This window comes from Rhodanobacter sp. Col0626 (genome assembly GCF_049994385.1).
Taxonomy (GTDB): domain Bacteria; phylum Pseudomonadota; class Gammaproteobacteria; order Xanthomonadales; family Rhodanobacteraceae; genus Rhodanobacter.
In genome coordinates this window covers 863,815-880,998 of record NZ_CP188260.1, presented here as the reverse complement: position 1 = coordinate 880,998, position 17,184 = coordinate 863,815, and the positions used below count along the sequence as shown (strand labels likewise).

Below are 17,184 nucleotides of genomic sequence, written 5' to 3'. Positions count from 1 at the left end.
GACCATGGCGACGCGGTCCCGGGCACGGCTGCCGCTACAATGGCCGGATGTCTCTTATCCAATTGCAACGCGTCGACTTCAGCATCGGCGGCCCACTCCTGCTCGAACATGTCGATCTGTCGATCGAAGCGAACGAGCGTGTCTGCATCGTCGGTCGCAACGGCGAAGGCAAATCCACCCTGATGAAGCTGATCGCCGGCGAGCTGCATGCCGACGACGGCGAGGTGCGCATCCAGAACGGCGTGGTGGTCGCGCGCATGGCGCAGGAAGTGCCCCACGGCACCGAAGGCACCGTGTTCGACGTGGTGTCCGAAGGCCTCGGCGATCTTGGCCGACTGCTGGCGCGTTATCACCACCTGTTGCACGAGTTGCACACCCAGGCCGACTTCGACGCGCTGGGCGATGTACAGCATCAGATCGAAGCGCAACATGGCTGGGACCTTGATCGCCGTGTCACCGAGGTGATCACCCAGTTGGAGCTGCCGGCCGAGACGGACTTCGCCGCGCTGTCCGGCGGCATGAAGCGTCGCGTGCTGTTGGCGCAGGCGCTGGTGCGCAAGCCGGATGTGCTGTTGCTGGACGAGCCGACCAACCATCTGGACATCGAGGCGATCGGCTGGCTGGAAACCTTCCTGAAGCAGTTCGCGGGCAGCATCCTGTTCGTCACCCATGACCGCAGCTTCCTGCGCGCGCTGGCCACGCGCATCGTCGAGATCGACCGCGGCGCACTGACCGACTGGCCGGGCGATTACGACAACTACCTGCGTCGCCGCGAGGAGCGCCTGCACGCCGAATCACAGGCGAACGCGCTGTTCGACAAGAAGCTGGCACAGGAGGAAGTGTGGATCCGCCAGGGCATCAAGGCCCGGCGCACCCGCAACGAAGGCCGCGTGCGCGCGTTGAAGGCGCTGCGCAATGAGCGCGCCGAGCGACGCAACCTCACCGGCAACGCGAAGATGGCGCTGGCCACCGCGCAGTCCTCCGGAAAGAAGGTGATCGACCTGCAGCATGTGCACCAGGCCTATGGTGGCCGCGTGCTGATCGACGATCTCTCCACCACCATCATGCGCGGCGACCGCATCGGCATCATCGGCCCGAACGGCGCCGGCAAGAGCACCCTGCTGAAGATCATGCTGGGCGACTTGAAGCCGCAGCGTGGCGAGGCAAGCCTGGGCACCAGCCTGCAGATCGCCTACTTCGACCAGCACCGACTGCAGCTCAACGACACATTGAACGCGCTGGACAATGTCGCCGAAGGGCGCGAGTTCATCGAGCTCAACGGCCAGCGCAAGCACATCATCGGCTACCTGCAGGATTTCCTGTTCTCGCCCGAACGCGCGCGCGCACCGATCACCCGGTTGTCCGGCGGCGAACGCAACCGTCTGTTGCTGGCGAAGCTCTTTGCGCAGCCGTCGAATCTGCTGGTGATGGATGAGCCGACCAACGACCTGGACGTGGAAACCCTCGAACTGCTGGAAGAGCTGCTCACCGACTACCAGGGCACCCTGTTGCTGGTCTCGCATGACCGCGCCTTCCTCGACAACGTGGTCTCCAGCACGCTGGTGCTGGAAGGCAACGGACAGATCGGCGAATACGTGGGCGGCTACAGCGACTGGCTGCGCCAGCGGCCCGACCCACGCGGCGCAGCTTCAGCCGGCAAGCCGGCCGTCGCGAGCCCGGCACCGGCTGAGCCGGTAGTGGCCAAACGCAAACGCAGCTTCAAGGAGCAGCACGAGCTGGAGCAGCTGCCGAAGCGGATCGAGCAGCTGGAAGGCGACATCGCCAGTCGTACGGCGGCGATGAACGAGCCCGCTTTCTTCCAGCAGGAAAGTGGCGCCATCGTCAAGGCGAACGAAACCCTGTTGGCACTGCAGGCCGAGCTCGACGCGGCGTACGCGCGCTGGGCGGAACTGGACGGCTAAACAGCTGGCCGCGCGCCGCCGACGCGACTGCGCGGCGGCGTATCATCAGCGGATCGACTCCGCGGACGCCCGCCATGTACACGCTCTACTACGCTCCCGGTTCGGCCAGCATGCTGGTGCACCTCACCTTGCTCGAAATCGGCACGCCACACACGCTGGAACGGGTGGACCTCGACGCCGGCCAACAGCGTGGCGCAGCGTATCTGGCGCTGAACCCGAACGGCGTCGTGCCGACCCTGGTGATCGACGGCATGCCGCATGGCGAGGCCGCCGCGCTGGCGATGCTGCTGGCCGAACGTCATCCCGATGCGGCGCTAGTGCCGGCTGCAGGTAGTGCGCGACGCGCGGATTACCTGCAATGGATGCTGTACTTCGCGAACTCGCTGCAACCGCTGTTCCGCCAGTGGTTCTATCCCGCCGATCACCTGCCCGAAGGCGCCGACACGATCAAGCAGGCTGCCGGCGCCGGCATCGAGAGATGCTGGTCGCACCTCGACGCCCACCTCGCCGCGCACGGGCCGTACATGCTTGGCGACAACTTCGGCGTGGTCGACCTGTATGCGTTGATGTTGATGCGCTGGTCGCGCAACATGCCGCGCCCAGCGACGGCATGGCCGCAACTCGCTGCGTTGGCCACACGGCTGAAGCCACGACCATCGTGGAAGAAGCTGTGCGACATCGAAGGCCTGGTCGAGTGGGCCTGACCGCATGAGCGACGGCGCCGCCTGGGCCGTCTACCTGCTGGAATGCGCCGATGGCCGCGTTTACACCGGCATCGCGCGCGACCCCGAACAGCGCTACGCGAAACACCTCAGCGGCAAGGGCGCCCGCTTCACCCGCTCCAACCCGCCGCAGCAATTGTTGGGCTGGGTCTGGGTCGCCAGCCACGGCGATGCATTGCGGCTGGAGATCGCATGGAAACGCCTGCCACGCGCCGAACGCATCGCGGCCTTGCACTCCCACCCCGCCCTCGCCTTGTCGTAGGAGCCCGCTAGCGGGCGATGGTCTGCCTGGGGCATTCATCAGCGTGCTCCTACGAGGTTGGATGTGGAGCGCTGGCGCGGATGAACACCGTTGGGTGACGCTCGCAGACGAGCATGGCGGCAACACTAAATGAATGCATGCCTTTCCAGCCATTGGCCGCTCTGCCCTACGTCGGGGACGCGTTTCTATCCCCGGACCGTTCTATTTGCTGACAACCACCACGCATCATCGACGATGCCTGTTTGAGGATCCGATGCGTGCTCGCGTTGCCTGTCAGATCATCCACTCGAACTCGACCTGGGGCGATACCCGCCTGCTCGCCTGGGTATTGATGCCGGACCACTGGCATGGCCTGTTGCAACTCCGCGATGAGCCGCTTGCACGTGTCATGAACCGCTTCAAGGGCAACGTCACGCGTGCGCTGCACGCCTCATGCTTGATGGACCAGCGGATCTGGGATCGCGGTTTTCACGACCATGCCCTGCGCGCCGATGAAGATGTCCGCCAGGCCGCCCGATACATCGTGGCCAATCCAATCCGTGCCGGGTTCGCTCAAAGCGCACTCGACTACCCCTATTGGAACGCCGTCTGGCTCGATCCGGAGCAGCCCTCGTAGGAGCCCGCTCGCAGGCGATGCTGTTTGGTCGGACATTCAGGACGGGAACATCGCCCGCAAGCGGGCTCCTACGAGAAAGGTGCGCTGGGCAGCCACAGTTGCGCGATGGCGCCTGCGCCATCGCGGGCGAGCAGGCTGACGCCGCCTTCGTGCGCTTCGGCGATCTGCCGTACCAGGGCCAGGCCGATGCCGGAGCCGCCGGGCTTGGTGGTGAAGAACGGCACGAACAGGTTGTCGCTGCCGGGCAGGCCGGGGCCGTCGTCGAGGATTTCGATCAGCGCACGTTCGCCCTCGCTGCGCCAGCGCATGACCACGCCGCCATGGGTGGACAGGCTCGCTTCGACGGCGTTGCGCAGCAGGTTGATCAGCGCCTGTTCGAGCTGATCGGGATCGGCCTGCACCGGCAGTGGCGCGCCGGGTTCGACCTGCACCGGCAACCGTTGTTCCAGCCGCGCCACCGCCGGCACCAGCGTGGCCAGATCCAGCTCGCGCCGTTGCGGTGGTGGTAGCGCGGCCAGTCGGCTGTAGCCAGCGAGGAAACGTGACAGCGATTCGGCGCGGTTGCCGATCACCTGCAGGCCGCCGCGCGCATCCTCTCGCCAGTCCTCGGCCAGTGGCTCGCGTGCGATCAGCGTGGCCAGCGTGCCGGCCAGCGAATGGATCGAAGCCAGCGAATTATTGACCTCGTGGCCAAGCACGCGCAGCAGGCGCTGCCAGGCCTGGCGCTCCTCCTCGCGCAAGACCCGGCCGACGTCGTTGATCACCAGCAGTTGGCCGCTGCGGCCTTCGTTGCGCAGCGGCGCGTGGCGGATCTCGAAGCGGCCGCTACGGCCGGGAAAGGCGTGCCTGATCACCTGCGCACCGGGTGTGGCCAGCAACGCATCGAGGCCGATCTCGTCAGCGCGGCGACCGAGCAGCGCCGGCCGGTCGCTGCGCAGCAGGTGCTGCGCAGCCGGGTTGAGCAGGCGCAGACGTGCATCGTGGTCGAACACGAACACCGCACTGTCCAGTGCAGCCAGCGTCTTGCCGAGCAGGCGTGAGGCATCCTCGAATTGCAGGCGTTCCTTCTGCAGCCGATCGGCGAGTGCGTTGATGTCGTAGATAGCGCCACCAAGCACTCCGCCCTGCACGCCGCGCAGGCTGTAGTCGCCCTCGCGCAGCGCTTCCAGCAAACCGGCCAGCGTGTACAGCGGATACACCACGCGGCGGTGCTGCCAGCGCGCGATCAAGGCGGTGGCCAGCACCACGGCGATCGCCAGCAGCCAGCACAATGCACCTTCGGGCACGCCGGTCAGCAGCAACACGGCCACGCCGATCAGTGCCGGCACCGCCACCAGCCAACTGCCCAGCAACACGCGCCGTTCGAACGCGGGCAGGCGGCCGCTGCGGCGGGCGGATTCAGTCGGCATCGTCGGACGAGGGATCGCGCAGGCCGTGTTTCTCCAGGCGCCGGTACAGCGTCTGGCGGGTGATACCGAGTGCGTCGGCAGCGTGCTGCAAGTTGCCGCCGTGACGATCCAGCGCACGCCGCACGAGATGCGCCTCAGCCTGTTCGATGGTCATGTCGCCCAGCTCCGCTGACGCGTCGCTGGCGGCCGGGCCGGGACCGAAGGCCAGAGCCGAATCGCTGACCAGATCCTGCTCGGCCAGCAGAGCGGCGCGTTCCATCAGGTGACCCAGCTCGCGCACATTGCCGGGCCAGCGCCAGGCCAGCAGCGCGCGTTCGGCCGACGGCGCCAGGCGCAAGCCGTGGCGGCCGTAGCGTGAGGCGCTACGCTCGAGGAAGCTGCGCGCCAATGGCACGATGTCGTCACGACGCTCGCGCAGCGGCGGCAAACGAATCTCCAGCGTGTTCAGTCGATACAAAAGATCCTTGCGGAAACGGCCAGCATCCACCTCGACGGCAAGGTCGGCATTGGTGGCCGAGACCAGTCGCACGTCGGTGCTCTGGGTACGCGACGAACCGAGCCGTTCGAACTCGCCGTCCTCCAGCACGCGCAGCAGTTTCGGCTGCTGCGACGGCGGCACGTTGCCGACCTCGTCGAGAAACAGGGTGCCGCCATCGGCCAGTTCGAAACGGCCGATGCGTTCGCTCTTGGCGTCGGTGTAGGCGCCGCGCACGTGGCCGAACATTTCCGACTCGAACACGTTCTCGGCGATGCCGCCCATGTTGACCTTGACCAGCGCGCGCGCGGCGCGGCGCGACTGCGCATGCAGCGCCTGCGCGATGACGCCCTTGCCGGTGCCGTTCTCGCCCAGCACCAGTACGTTGGCGTCACTGGGCGCCACCCGCGCCACCAGCTCCATCACCCGCCGCATCGCCGTCGACTCGGCGATCAGCGCCTCGCCGCCGCCGCGCAGCAGCGCGTTTTCCGCTTCCAGCCGGCGTTGCCGACGCACACCCTCGCCCAGTGCGATCTGCGTGCGCACGATGCTGATCGCCCGGGCGTTGTTCCAGGGTTTCTCGATGAAATCGCCGGCGCCGCGGCGCAGCGCATCCACCGCCAGTGGCACGTTGCCCCACGCCGTCATCACCACCACCGGCAACTCCGGCGCGTGCTGGCGCAACTGGTCGAGCAGGGCCAGGCCCTCCTCACCCGAGGTGGTATCGCGGGTGTAGTTGAGGTCGATCAGCGCACAGTTGAAATCGCGCTGACGTACGGCCTCCAGCGCCGCGGCCGGACCGTCCACGCCAACGCTGGCCATGCCTTCGGACTTCAGCAGCAGGCGCAGCGCTTCGCGTACGTCGGCCTGATCGTCGACCAGCAACACTGTTGGATTCAATTCGCGTGTCATGTTCTTCCGTTCATGGGTTCCGGCGCCCGCGCGGTCAAGCATATCGGCTCCAGCCGCGCAGAGCCGCCGCCCACCTGTGGGAGCGACTTCAGTCGCGATGCCTTTGCTTGAGGTTTACAGACAAAAGCATCGCGACTGAAGTCGCTCCCACAGAGATGTGGGCGGCGGCGGTGGTCATTCGTAGCGCAGCGCAATCGCCGGATCAACGCGCAACGCACGGTACAGCGGCACCAGCGAGGCCAATACGGACACGCCGACGACCAGCAGCAACACAGGCACGAACACCGCCGGATCGTGCGCCCGCGTATGCAGCCCCGGGTCGGCCAGCAGCCCCGACCACGGCAACGCCAACGCCAAGCCGGCCAGCAGGCCCAGGCCGAGTTGCCAAGCCAGCTGCCGGCTCACCTCGCGCACGATGGCACCATGGCCGGCGCCGATCGCACGGCGGATGCCGATTTCCCGCGTGCGTTGCGCCACCGCATAGGCCAGCACGCCATACAAGCCGGCTGCCGCCAGCAGCAAGGCGATCAAGCCCAGCGCGCTGAAGATATCCGTCAGCAGCGCCAGCTTGACGCGCGACATCGCCATCACCTGCTTCTGGCTGGCAACGCCGTAGAGCGCAACCTGCGGCTCCACCGCGCGCACGACTTCCATCAGATGCGGTGCCCACGACTGCGCATCGGCATGCGTGCGAACCGCCAGCCCCATCGCCCGCTGCGGCGCCTGTCCGCCGGATTGCGGCAAGGGCATCAACAGACCCGGCAGCGATTTCTCCATCGCGGTATCGAGCTGCAACGACTCGATCACACCGATCACCGTGACCGTCCACGCATAGGGTTTGCCCGGATACAGGATCAACGGCTGGCCGAGCGCATCGCCGTGTGGCCAGAACGCCGAGGCCATCTTCGCGTCGATCACCACGACTTTCTGAGTGCCGGCCTGATCGCGCCCATCGAAGAAGCGCCCCTCCCGCAAACGCACGCCATAGGTATCGAGAAAATGCGCATCGACGATGCCCATCTGCGCCCGCGGCCAGCCGTCCGACGGCTGCGGCTGGCCCGGCAGCGACACATCCTCGTGGCTGCCCAACACCGCACTGGGAATCGTGTTGGAGGCGCTGGCGGCGATCACGCCCGGCTCGCGGCGCAAGCGTTCGACCACGTTCTCGATCAGACGGATACGCTGCGCGGGGTCCGGAAACTGCACCGCTGGCAAGGCCAGGCTGGCCGTGATCACCTGCTCCGCATGGGTGGCGCCAACCGGTTGCTCGGCCAGCAAGCCGCCCAGCGCACGCACGAACATGCCTGCCCCCACCAGCAACACCACGGTCAACACGACTTGCGCCACCACCAGGGTTTTCGCCACCTTGCCGAAGCCGCTGCCGGAACCCTTGCCGCCATCGCGCAACGCATCCTGCATGTCGGCGCGCGAGGCACGCCACGCCGGGATCAGGCCGGCCACGGCGGTGCTGAGGACGGCCACGCCGAGGGCGAACGGCCACACCCAGCCCTGCGCGCCGAAACGAAACAGCAGATTTGGCGGATCGCCCGCGGCGACAAACATCGCGACCATCCAGCGATTGGCACCGAGCATGATCGGCCACGCCAACGCCAGCGCCCCCATGCTGAGCAGCAGGCTCTCGATCAACACCCCGGTCATCAGTCGCCCGCGACTGCAGCCGAGCGCACTGCGCAAGGCCAGCTCGCGGCGCCGATTCAAGGTCTGCACCAATTGCAGGTTCGCCACGTTGACGCAGGCCAGCAACAGCACCAGCCCGGCGGCACCAAGCATCAGCCACACCCAATTGCGCGTATCTTCCGGCAAGAAGCTCAAGGCCAGCGGCTTGATCGTCATGTCGCGCATGCGCCACTCGGCCGGCAACGCGCGGCGCAAATCGTCCGCCCGCGTCGCCAGCTCGGCACGTGCCTGCGGCAGGTCGACCCCGGGAGCCAACCGCGCCACCCCGGACAACATGCGATGCTGACCCGGGTTCAGACGCAAAGGCGTCCACAGCACGCTGCTTTGCGGAAAGCCGAAATCCGCCGGCAAGACTCCAACCACGGTGAACCACTCGCCATTGATCCGCACGGTGCGACCCACGACATCCGGATCGGCCTGAAAATCATGACGCCACAACGTCTCCCCCAACAGCAGCACTGGCGCGGCGCCCGGACTGTCGTCGGCAGCGACAAAACCACGCCCCAGCAACGGCTTCACCCCCAGCAGGTCCATCATCGACGCAGTAAGCGAGGTACTGTTCCGGTAACTCGCACCGTGCCCCTGATCCAAATTGACGCCGCCATCGCGGTACGCACCGATGGCATCCACGCTGCGCATGTGTCCCTGCAATTGCAGGTATTGCGCGCTGTCGATGTCGCCGATGCCATGCCCGTTGTCGGATACCTGACCTATCGCCACCAGTCGGTCAGCTTGCGGAAATGGCAGCGGCTGCAGGATCAGCGTGTTGACCACGCTGAACAGGAACAGCACCACACCCAGCCCCACGCCCAGCACCGTCGCCGACAACACCGCATAACCCGGCCGCGCCAGCAACCGCCGCCACGCCGTACGACATTCGCGCAGGATCATTTTCTACTCCCCGCGCAACGCGCGCATCGGATGGACACGACCGGCGCGCAGCGCCGGCATGAGACAGGCAAGCAAGCCGGCGATGGTCAGCACCAGACAGACGCCGGCCAGGGCCAGCGGATCGAACGCGGTGCGACCGAGCTGCTCGATCACCGCACGCAACAAGCGCGTCAGCGACAGCGCCATGCCGACGCCCAGCAGCAACCCGGTCACGATCTGAAATAGCCCGCCGCGCAATACCAGCCGAACCAGTCTCGATGGTGAGGCACCCAGCGCATTGCGCACACCGAATTCGCGTTCGCGCGCAGCCACCGCCACTGCCATCACGGCATACATGCCAACCACCGCCAGCAACAGCGCCAACCCGGCGAACAGGCCGACCAGCAGCAGGCTGAGCCGCGCGACCACCGTGGTCTGGCGCACGATGCTGTCCATCGTGCGCAGGTTGGCCATGGGCTGCCCGGGCGCTAGCCCTGCCAGGACATCGCGCACGCCCGCGCGCCAGTCGGCGGGATTGCCGTGGCCACGCAGCGCGAAACGCAACGGTTCAAGATCGCGAAAGATGGTCATGGTCGGCTCGGGGATCTGGCCCAGCGGCATATAAAGCATGGGTTGTTTCGGCTGCAGCGGCCCACGCTGGTAAGTGTCGGCCACCACACCGACGATGCGTGCGGGCCACACGATGTCGCCGCTGCTTTCCACCTCGATCGTCTTGCCCAGCGCATGGCCGCCATAGAACGCATCGGCCAGATCCTGGCTGACGATGGCCACGCGTTCCGAACCATGGACATCGTTGTCGGTGAATCGCCGTCCCGCACGCAGGTCGATGGCGAACAGCTCGAAAAATCCGGAGCCGATGCCATGCAGCTGTGCCTCGAAATGCTTGCCGTCCGGCGTACGCATGCCGTTGTTGAACTGCCCGAACATGTCGTCACTGGTAGGCAGGTTGGTCGTCACGGCAGCAGCGGTAATGCCGGGCATCATGCGCAGCCGATCCACCAGCCGGCGCGACAGCTCCTGCGTCGCGGCCGCATCCGGATAGTCGGCTTTCACCGGCGCCAGTTCGAAGGTAAGGATGCCCTCGCTGGCAAAACCCAGGTGCAGCTGCGAGGCATCGTGGATCGCGCGGATGAACATGCCGGCGGCGCATAGCAGGATCGTCGCCAGCGCTACCTGCGCCACAACCAGCAGGCGGCCGAGACGACCGCTGCGCACGCCGATGCCGCTGCGTCCGCCCTCGCGCAACTCGTCCACGGCAGTGGCGTGGCGACTGCGCCACAAGGCCAGTCCCGCCGCCAGCAGTGCACCGAGCAGACCCACGGCGAAGGCCAGCAACCATGCCGTCGCGCCGATGCGAAGCCGGCCGCCCCACAGCCATTCGACGGGAATGAAACCCTGCAGCAAGGCCAGCCCCGACAGCGCCAGCAACATGCCCAGCAACGCGCCAAAGCCGCCGATCAGCAACCCTTCGCCCCATGCCGGAAGCATCAACCGCAGCCATGGTGCGCCAAGCGCGCTGCGCACGGCGGCGTCGTGATTGCGCGACAGGGCGCGCAGCAGCATCAGGTTGGTCAGGTTGACCAGCGCCACCAGCAACACCAGCAGCGCGCTTGCCAGGAACAGCAGAAGAATGGGGCGTGCGTCCTGCTGGAAGGTGGAAGCGAACTCCTGCGCCCCGAACCGCGGACGCTTCCAGTTGCCGCCCATGCCCATGTCGTGGAACATCGTGCGCTCATGCGCATCCGCTTGCGCCGACACCGTCGCGACATCGACACCATCGGCCAGCCGCGCAATGGCGATATGGCCGTTGTGGTTGTAGTCGTGGCTGACGGTGGGCAAGGCCGTCGGCAACACCACATCGCCGGGACCCAGCACCGTGTTGAACGCGGCAGGCAGCACGCCGACGATGGCGTATGCGGTGCCCTCGACCTGCAAGGTACGGCCGACGACGCCGGCATCCCCACCATAACGGCGCTGCCACAGTCCATGACCGAGAAGCACCGCCCTGGGGCCGCTCGGACGATCCTCCCGCGCGTCGAAGTTGCGTCCCAGCAACGGCTGCAGGCCCAACGTGGGCAACAGGTGCCGGTCGATGTAGATCACCGGCACCTGCGCCGGCGCACCAGCCCCGGCTATGTTCACCGTCGAACCCGGATGCTCCAGCCCCAATGAACTCACGCCCTCGGGCGGCCCCAGATACTGGTACTCATGCGGAGATATCCCACTCATCTGACCGTTGTCGTGCAAGGCCCCCAGCACCACCAGGCGTGAGGCCTGCGGCACCGGCAACGGCCGCAGCAAGGTGTTCTGGATCAGCGCGAACACCGCCACGCTGGCACCGATGCCCAGCGCCAACACTCCGCTTGCCAACAACAGGAAACCCGGGCGGCGCAGGCTGGCGCGCCAGGCGCGCCAGATTTCAGTCAGCCAGATATTCAAGACAACCCCCGATCGTGCCCTGACGGGCCGTGCTTCCAAAATTTCCGACGGCCATGTCGACTACTCCCCACGCAACGCGCGCATCGGTTGCACCCGGCCGGCACGCAACGCCGGCGCCAGACAAGCCAGAATGCCCGCCACGCCAATTACCACGCAGACGGCGCCTATCGACCACGGATCGAAGACACTGCGGCCGAGCCCTTCAATCACGGCACGCAACACGCTCGACGAAACGAAACCGAGCGCCATGCCACCTATCAATCCCAGCACGACCTGAATCAATGCACCACGCAGCACGAGGGTCACTAACCGCCTGGGCGGTGCCCCCAACGCCGAGCGCACGCCAAACTCCCGCTCGCGCGCAGCCACGGCCACGGCCATCACGGCGTACATGCCGGTTGCCGCCAGCAGCATGGCAAGCACCGCAAACAGACCGACCAGCAACAAGTTGAAGTACGTATCCGAGAGCGTGTCGTTATCAACGACGAATTGCATCGTGCGGATATGCGCGATCGGCTGATCCGGCGCTACCCCGGCCACAGCCAGCCGAATGCCTTTGCGGTATCCGTTCGCATCGCCGTGCACTTTCAGCACGAAACGCATCGAGCTGAAACTGCGGAATACGCGCAGCGCGTCGTCCGGCATCTGCGTCAGCGGCAGGTAGAGAATCGGCTGGATCGAGCCAGGATCCAGCGGCCCGTACTGATAGGTATCCGCGACCACACCGACGATTCGCGCCGACAACATTCCGTTGCCCTCGCCTCGCTGGATCAGCTGACCGATCGCGTGCCCGCCGTAGATATGGTCGGCGAACGTCTGGTTGACGATGGCCACCTGTTCGCCGCCACGCACGTCGGTGGATGCAAAACCACGCCCCTGACGCACATGGATATCGAACAGGGTGAAGAAATGGGGGCCAACCCCTCGGAACTGCGGACTGAAGGACTCGCCGCCGGGACGATGCATGCCATCCAGGTTGAATTGTCCGGAAAAAGAATCGCCGGCGGGAAGATTGGTGGTGACGGTGGCATCGCTGACCCCGGGCAACTGCCGCAACCGATCGACTAATTGTTGCGACAGTTTCTGCACGGCAATCGCATCCGGATAGGTGGCTTTCACCGGCGCCAGCTCGAACGTAAGCAGCCCTTGCGGGTTGAACCCAAGATCGACCTTGGAAGCGTCGTAGAGGCTGTGTAGAAAAAGTCCGGCGCCACACAGCAGCGTGGTCGCCAGCGCCATCTGCGCCACGACCAGTCCGCGGCCAAGGCGACCTCTCTGCACGTTCAAACCACTGCGCCCGCCTTCGCGCAACTCATCCAGCGATGTAGCGCTGCGACCACGCCATAGACCCAGAGCAGCGGCCAGCAGTGCGCTGAACAGACCGACCCCCATGGCCAGCAACCACGCGTCAAACCCCAGATGCAGCGCCCCGCTCTCGGTCCACTCGATCGGCATCCAGTCCACCGGCATCAGCTGCCGCAGAGCCGTCAGGCCCATGGCTGCAAGCGCCAGACCCATCAATGCCCCACCCATGCCCACCAATGCACCTTCCGCCATCGATGGCAACGCCAGCCGCCATGCCGAGGCGCCCAGCGCGCTGCGCACGGAGGCCTCGTGGCTGCGCGACAAGATGCGCAACAGCATCAGGTTGGTCAGATTAACCAGCGCGATCAGCAGCAAGAACAACGCGCAGGCCATCTGCATCTGCAGCGTCGCGCGGATGTCTGCGTGCAGGTTGTCACGCAGATCCTGCGCACCAAAGTGTTGGCGAATCCAGTAATCGTGTTCGCCGGTATCCGCATACATTGCGTGCAGCCGCGCGTGCACACGTGGCGCCAACGCTGTGGCGTCGACACCGTCGGCCAGCCGTGCCACAGCGGTGTAATTGGTGCCGTCATCCGTGGTATTCGCACGAAATGCCGTGGGCAGCACGACGTCGCCATCGCCCAGATCGAATGATGCCGGCAACACGCCGACGATAGTGTGCGCCACCCCCTCCACCTGCAGCCTGCGACCGATCACATCGTTCCTGCCACCAAAACGGCATTGCCAGAAACCATGCGAGATGATCGCCACCGGCGGGCCGTTCGGGCGATCTTCCTCCGCCGAGAAATTGCGTCCCAGCACCAGCTGGGTGCCAAGTGTGGACAGCAGACCGTGATCGACGTAAAGCGAGGGCACCTGCAGGGGCGGTCCATCGCCGGCAATGTTCACGGCTGGCGACAGGCCCTCGTAGATGCCCAGCGAACGCACGCCATCCAGTCCGGACAAATGCTGATATTGCCGCGGCGATACCGCCCGCACGGTGCCGGCCTCCAGCTTGCCGAGCGCCACGAGTTGTTGCGACTCTGGATACGGCAGCGGCTTGAGCAATACATCGTCGATCATGGTGAACACCGTGCTGGTGGCACCAATACCCAACGCCAGCACGCCGGTCGCCAGCAACAGGAAACCCGGGCGGCGCAGGCTGGCGCGCCAGGCGCGACCGATCTCGGCCAGCCAGACAATCATGTGCGATGTTCCTCGACGGCGATGTACAAGCCACGACGTGCCGATCTTCCCGATGCGATGTCCATCCCCTACTCCCCGCGCAACGCGTGCATCGGCGGGGTGCGCGCCGCGCGCAAGGCCGGAAACAGGCACGCGAGCAGACCGGCCAGGATCAGCACCACGCACACGCCAGCCAGTGCGAAAGGATCGAAGACGCTGCGATCAATCTCCTCCAGCACGGCGCTCAACACTCTGGACAAGGCCAGCGTGATGCCCATGCCAAGGAGCAACCCGATCGCGATCTGCTGCAATCCTCCAGACAGCACCATGCGAACCATGCCCAGCGGCGACGCGCCCAGCGCCATGCGCACGCCGAACTCGCGCTGGCGCGCCGTTACCACGACCGTCATCACGGCATACATCCCGGCTGCGGCCAGTCCCAGTGCGAGCAACGCGAACAATCCGACCAGGAACAGATTGCGACGCGTATCGTCGGTGGTGGCGCGCACGATCTCGGCCATCGTCCGCAGGTTGGCGATCGGCTGGTCCGGTGCCACTTCGGCGACTGCCGCATGGACGCCCTGGCGATAGTCGTCGGGGTTGCCCCGCACGCGCAGCGCGAAACGCAGCGGCTGAAAAGAGCGAAACACCCGCACGATGTGCTCAGGCATCTGCGCAAAGGGGAGATAGAGGAATGACCTCTTCTGGTTGTCCAGCGGGCCGAACTGCCGTGTATCACCAACCACCCCGATGATGCGCGCGGTCACCGGGCGATCAATCGGATTGCCGGAGCTCGCCTTGCCGGCGGGGTAGCCGCTGTAATCGTTGACGACGATGCCCTTGCCCAAGGCGCGGCCGCCATATTCCCGCTCCGCCAGCGTCCGGTTCACGATGGCTACGGGTTCGCTGCCCGCGGTATCGCCCACGCCAAAAGATCGGCCTTCGCGCACGGGAATGCGAAACGTCGGGAAGAAGTCGGCATTCACCCCACGTATCTGTGGATTGGCGTCGAAATAATCCCCGCCAGGCGCGTGAACGCCGCCCATGTTGAATTGCTGCCCGAATCCTCCCGCCGGCAGGCCATTGGTGACGGCAACATTTGCGACCCCCGGCAATGCACGCAGGCGCCGCACCAGCCCTTGCACCAGGACCTGCGTGGACGCGGTGGTGGGGTTGTTGGCCCGCACTGGCGCCAGATCGAAGGTCAGGACGTGATCGCTGGCGAAACCCAGCGGGGTGCGTGCTGCATCGTAGAGCGCATGCAGGAACAGGCCGGTGCCGCACATCAGGCAGGTCGCCAGGCTCATTTGCGCGACCACCAGAACATGCCCCAGGCGACCGCTGTGACGACCCGGAGTCCGTCCGCCTTCATGCAACGCTTCTTGCACCGACGCCAGGGAGAGCCCGCGCCATGCGCCGAATATCGCTGCCAGCAATGCGCCCGGCACGGCGATGGCCAACGCCAGCAAAGCAACCCTCACCGACATGTGCGGCACTGCGCCATGCGCCCATGCCGCAGGAGCGTAATGGCCGAACAAGGACAGTCCGATCACGGCCAGCCCCATGCCGGCGATGGCGCTGATGGCCCCTACCAACGCCCCTTCGGCACAGGCTGGCAACACCAGGCGCCATGTAGGTGCGCCGAGGGCATGGCGCACGGTCGCATCGTGGTGGCGCGACAAAGTGCGCAACAACATGAGATTGCCGAGATTGACCAACGCGATCAGCAACACGCACTGGGCACTGGCCAGAAACAGCATCACGGTCGGGCGCTGCTCCTGATGCAGCACCGTCGATAACGGCGCGCTGCCAAAACGTATGTGCTTCCAGTAGTCGGTTTGCGCGCCGGCGAGACTTGCATACATGGCATGCATGGCTGCATCTACCTGTGTGCCTACCACCCCGGCGCTGCTTCCAGGCGCCAATCGTGCGACGGCGCGGAAGTTGGTTCCGTCGTCGTAAGTGTTCGGGCTCAACGCGAGCGGCAGCATGATGTCGCCTTGGCCAAACTGATCGAAACCGGCAGGCAGGACACCGACGATCGTGCGTGCCGTGCCCTCGACCTTCAGGCTCCGGCCGATCACCGTCGGCGCGCCACCATAGCGGCGACGCCAATAGCCCTCGGCAAGGATCACCGCCTTCGGGCCGCCCGGACGGTCTTCCTGTTCCGAGAAACCTCGCCCCAGTCGCATCTGCACCCCAAGGGTAGGCAACAGGCCCTGATCGGCATGGAAGGCGCTCACCTGTTCCGGCTCGCCGTCGCCGGCCACATTGACCGCCGTCAGCTCCCCGTTGATCAGGCCCATCGACGTCATGCCGTGAACAGGCTGCATATGCTGGTATTGCTGTGGCGAAACGCCGTCAATCGATTGCCCCGCTTCCTGCGGCCCCAGCGCGACCAACCGTTCGGGCGAGACGTAAGGCAACGGTTGCAACAGCACATCATCGGCCAGTACGAATACCGCCACGCTGGCGCCGACACCCAATGCCAACACCGCGGTCGCCAGCAACAGAAAGCCCGGCCTTCGCAGGCTCGCACGCCAGGCACGCCAGATCTCGGCCAGCCAGACGTTCACGCGCCGACTTCCACGCGCTGGCCGATCAGCGCATCGAGGCGTTGTTCGTCTTCATGGCGCAACCGCTCGTAGGTTTCCTCGTCGACCACGCGGCCATCGAACAGGCGGATCTTGCGCTCGGCGAGTTCGGCGTAGCGGGTGTCGTGGGTGACCATGCAGATGGTGGCGCCGCCTTTGTGCAGTTCGTCCAGCAGGGCCATCACGGCTTCGCCGTTGCGCGAGTCGAGGTTGCCGGTGGGCTCGTCGGCGAGCAGGATCGCCGGCTTGCCGACCAGTGCGCGCGCCACCGCCACACGCTGTTGCTGGCCGCCGGAGAGCTGCGCCGGGTAGTGCCGCATGCGATGCGCCATGCCGACGCGCTCCAGCGCTTCCTGCACGCGCTCGCGCCGTTCGGCGGTGCCGATGTTGTTGCGGTAGGTCAGCGGCAATTCGACGTTTTCCTGCACGCTGAGGTCGCCGATCAGGTTGAACGCCTGGAAAATGAAGCCGATCTCGGCGTTGCGAATGCGCGCTCGCTCGGCGGCATTGAGCGATGCCACGTCGTGCCCGTTCAGCACATAGCTGCCGGCACTGGCCGTATCGAGCAGGCCGAGGATCGACAGCAAGGTGGTCTTGCCGCAACCGGATGGACCGGAGATCGAGACGTATTCGCCGCGGCGGATGTCCAGGTGCACATCACTGAGCGCGTGGGTTTCCACTTCGTCGGCCTGGAACACCTTGCGGATACCGCCGAGGGCAATGACGGATGTCGGGTTGGTCATGAGGTTGTCCT

11 protein-coding genes are annotated in these 17,184 nt (G+C 65.9%); 4 read left to right on the top strand and 7 right to left on the bottom strand.

Translation table 11 applies throughout. The features are described 5' to 3' along the window. Positions 1 to 47 precede the first annotated feature (47 nt). From ACPPVV_RS03615 to ACPPVV_RS03600, 4 genes are all read left to right on the top strand, one after another. Positions 48 to 1,922 carry an ATP-binding cassette domain-containing protein gene (locus tag ACPPVV_RS03615; protein WP_426702113.1) on the top strand — a complete coding sequence of 625 codons (1,875 nt, stop codon included), beginning with the start codon at positions 48 to 50 and terminating at the stop codon, positions 1,920 to 1,922. Between the two features lie 74 nt (positions 1,923 to 1,996). Beyond that, a complete protein-coding gene (locus tag ACPPVV_RS03610; RefSeq protein ID WP_426702112.1) occupies positions 1,997 to 2,626 on the top strand; it encodes a glutathione S-transferase family protein in 630 nt (209 codons plus the stop codon). 4 nt (positions 2,627 to 2,630) lie between these two features. After that, the gene (locus ACPPVV_RS03605) at positions 2,631 to 2,906 is read left to right on the top strand and encodes a GIY-YIG nuclease family protein (protein ID WP_426702111.1); all 276 of its coding nucleotides are present in this window, start codon (positions 2,631 to 2,633) and stop codon (positions 2,904 to 2,906) included. Positions 2,907 to 3,111: 205 nt separating this feature from the next. Further along, on the top strand, positions 3,112 to 3,522 hold the full coding sequence (locus ACPPVV_RS03600; RefSeq protein WP_426702110.1) for an REP-associated tyrosine transposase: 411 nt from the start codon (positions 3,112 to 3,114) through the stop codon (positions 3,520 to 3,522). A 68-nt stretch (positions 3,523 to 3,590) separates the two neighbouring features. Here the strand turns inward: ACPPVV_RS03600 and ACPPVV_RS03595 are convergent, their stop codons facing one another. The 7 genes from ACPPVV_RS03595 to ACPPVV_RS03565 form a co-directional block, all read right to left on the bottom strand. Further along, entirely contained in the window at positions 3,591 to 4,931 is a 1,341-nt protein-coding gene (locus ACPPVV_RS03595) for a sensor histidine kinase (protein ID WP_426702109.1), read from the bottom strand. Next, complete coding sequence (locus tag ACPPVV_RS03590) at positions 4,921 to 6,318, bottom strand: sigma-54-dependent transcriptional regulator (protein WP_426702108.1); 1,398 nt, start codon at positions 6,316 to 6,318, stop codon at positions 4,921 to 4,923. Before ACPPVV_RS03590 ends, ACPPVV_RS03595 begins: the two co-directional genes overlap by 11 nt. Before the next feature lie 174 nt (positions 6,319 to 6,492). After that, positions 6,493 to 8,907, bottom strand: a complete 2,415-nt coding sequence (locus ACPPVV_RS03585) for an ADOP family duplicated permease (protein ID WP_426702107.1) — start codon at positions 8,905 to 8,907, stop codon at positions 6,493 to 6,495. A gap of 3 nt (positions 8,908 to 8,910) precedes the next feature. Then, positions 8,911 to 11,346 carry an ADOP family duplicated permease gene (locus tag ACPPVV_RS03580; protein ID WP_426702106.1) on the bottom strand — a complete coding sequence of 812 codons (2,436 nt, stop codon included), beginning with the start codon at positions 11,344 to 11,346 and terminating at the stop codon, positions 8,911 to 8,913. A gap of 60 nt (positions 11,347 to 11,406) precedes the next feature. Then, positions 11,407 to 13,857: an ADOP family duplicated permease gene (locus ACPPVV_RS03575; RefSeq protein WP_426702105.1), complete on the bottom strand. Its 2,451-nt coding sequence runs from the start codon at positions 13,855 to 13,857 to the stop codon at positions 11,407 to 11,409. 68 nt (positions 13,858 to 13,925) lie between these two features. Continuing rightward, positions 13,926 to 16,412, bottom strand: a complete 2,487-nt coding sequence (locus ACPPVV_RS03570; RefSeq protein WP_426702104.1) for an ADOP family duplicated permease — start codon at positions 16,410 to 16,412, stop codon at positions 13,926 to 13,928. Next, positions 16,409 to 17,173 (bottom strand): ABC transporter ATP-binding protein, encoded by a 765-nt coding sequence (locus ACPPVV_RS03565; protein ID WP_426702103.1) that lies wholly within the window; start codon positions 17,171 to 17,173, stop codon positions 16,409 to 16,411. The genes ACPPVV_RS03570 and ACPPVV_RS03565 overlap by 4 nt, the downstream gene beginning before the upstream one ends. Positions 17,174 to 17,184 lie beyond the last annotated feature (11 nt).

Bases quoted from the DNA above. Each gene is read 5' to 3' on its own strand.
- ACPPVV_RS03590 (WP_426702108.1), bottom strand. From the start codon at position 6,318: ATGACACGCGAATTGAATCCAACAGTGTTGCTGGTCGACGATCAGGCC.
- ACPPVV_RS03575 (WP_426702105.1), bottom strand. From the start codon at position 13,857: ATGATTGTCTGGCTGGCCGAGATCGGTCGCGCCTGGCGCGCCAGCCTG.
- ACPPVV_RS03615 (WP_426702113.1), top strand. From the start codon at position 48: ATGTCTCTTATCCAATTGCAACGCGTCGACTTCAGCATCGGCGGCCCA.
- ACPPVV_RS03595 (WP_426702109.1), bottom strand. From the start codon at position 4,931: ATGCCGACTGAATCCGCCCGCCGCAGCGGCCGCCTGCCCGCGTTCGAA.
- ACPPVV_RS03565 (WP_426702103.1), bottom strand. From the start codon at position 17,173: ATGACCAACCCGACATCCGTCATTGCCCTCGGCGGTATCCGCAAGGTG.
- ACPPVV_RS03585 (WP_426702107.1), bottom strand. From the start codon at position 8,907: ATGATCCTGCGCGAATGTCGTACGGCGTGGCGGCGGTTGCTGGCGCGG.
- ACPPVV_RS03605 (WP_426702111.1), top strand. From the start codon at position 2,631: ATGAGCGACGGCGCCGCCTGGGCCGTCTACCTGCTGGAATGCGCCGAT.
- ACPPVV_RS03610 (WP_426702112.1), top strand. From the start codon at position 1,997: ATGTACACGCTCTACTACGCTCCCGGTTCGGCCAGCATGCTGGTGCAC.